The sequence below is a fragment of the Ensifer sp. MJa1 genome (assembly GCF_037026475.1).
Lineage (GTDB): Bacteria > Pseudomonadota > Alphaproteobacteria > Rhizobiales > Rhizobiaceae > Ensifer.
Window position 1 is genome coordinate 1 of record NZ_JAKUMO010000066.1, and the last position, 781, is coordinate 781.

1 protein-coding gene is annotated in these 781 nt (G+C 63.5%); it reads left to right on the forward strand.

What is annotated here, in order from left to right; translation table 11 throughout:
• On the forward strand, positions 1-761 hold a 761-nt coding region (locus tag MKZ91_RS31520; RefSeq protein ID WP_336174949.1), incomplete at its 5' end, for a transposase.
• Positions 762-781 lie beyond the last annotated feature (20 nt).

Below are 781 nucleotides of genomic sequence, written 5' to 3' on the forward strand. Positions count from 1 at the left end.
CCGAGGAGCAGACCCGGCGTCTTACGCGGCTGCGCGCGCTCCTTTGCAGTGTTCATCCTGGACTGGAGCGTGAACTCGACGTGACCTGCAAAGGGCCGCTCACCTTGTTGGCCCGATACGTTACTCCCACCGAGATCAGGCAGGCCGGCAAGCGCCGGATCGTGGCGTATCTGGTCAAGACGCCTCACCTGCGCGCTGCCGAGCGGTTGGCAGATCAGGCACTTGCCGCCGCACACGCCCAATCTCTGGCCGTAGCGGGCGAAGCGGCAATTGCCGAATTGGTTCGCGAGATGGCTGTCGAGGCTCTGGAAAACAAGGCGAAGATCGCCCGTATCGATCACGATCTCGCCGCGCTCCTTGCTGCCCACCCTGATAGCGCCCTCATCCAGTCTCTGCCGGGGATGGGGGCGGTGCTCGTGGCGGAGTTCATCTCCTGCGTCGGCGACATCAAACGCTTTCCGTCGGCCGATGCATTGGCCGCTGCGGCCGGCCTTGCGCCGGTGATCCGGCAATCGGGGAAGAAATCTGGCTGGCGAAGAACCTTCGGCGGGGACAAAGCCCTCAAACGCGTATTCTTCCAGGGCGCGTTCTGTGCCGTCTGCTCTAAAGAGCCCCTGTCCAAGGCGTTCTACGACCGCAAGCGGCGCGAGGGAAAGCACCACACGCAAGCACTCATCGCCCTCGCGCGCAGGCGAGTGACCGTGCTCTGGACCATGATCCAGCGCCGCCAAACCTTCAATCCCCTCACCAATGCTGCTTGACTTCCGCATTACGCAGCCTC